The following is a 289-nucleotide window of genomic DNA, read 5'->3' on the forward strand; positions in this document are numbered from 1 at the left end:
ACGATGTGGTTGATAGGCCGGGAGTGGAAGTACAGCGATGTACGGAGCGGACCGGTACTAATAGACCGAGGACTTGACTACAAATATTCCTACCGATTGGTAGGGGTCGCCGCGTGGGCGACCCGTTAAGAAGAAAACATTTTTATGCAGTTGTCAGGATACGAAAATCCTGAATCGAATAATTCAGTGGCGATAGCTGCGGGGATCCACCTGTTCCCATGCCGAACACAGCAGTTAAGCCCGCAAACGCCGAAAGTACTTGGGGGGAGGCCCCCTGGGAGGATAGGAA

General features: G+C 52.6%; 1 rRNA gene. It reads left to right on the forward strand.

The features are described 5' to 3' along the window. Positions 1-182: 182 nt before the first annotated feature. Positions 183-289: ribosomal RNA gene (rrf, locus tag ACFCTO_RS12210) — 5S ribosomal RNA — on the forward strand; the annotation flags it as partial.

Origin of the sequence: Megasphaera indica (genome assembly GCF_046614755.1) — a bacterium.
GTDB lineage: Bacteria > Bacillota > Negativicutes > Veillonellales > Megasphaeraceae > Megasphaera > Megasphaera intestinihominis.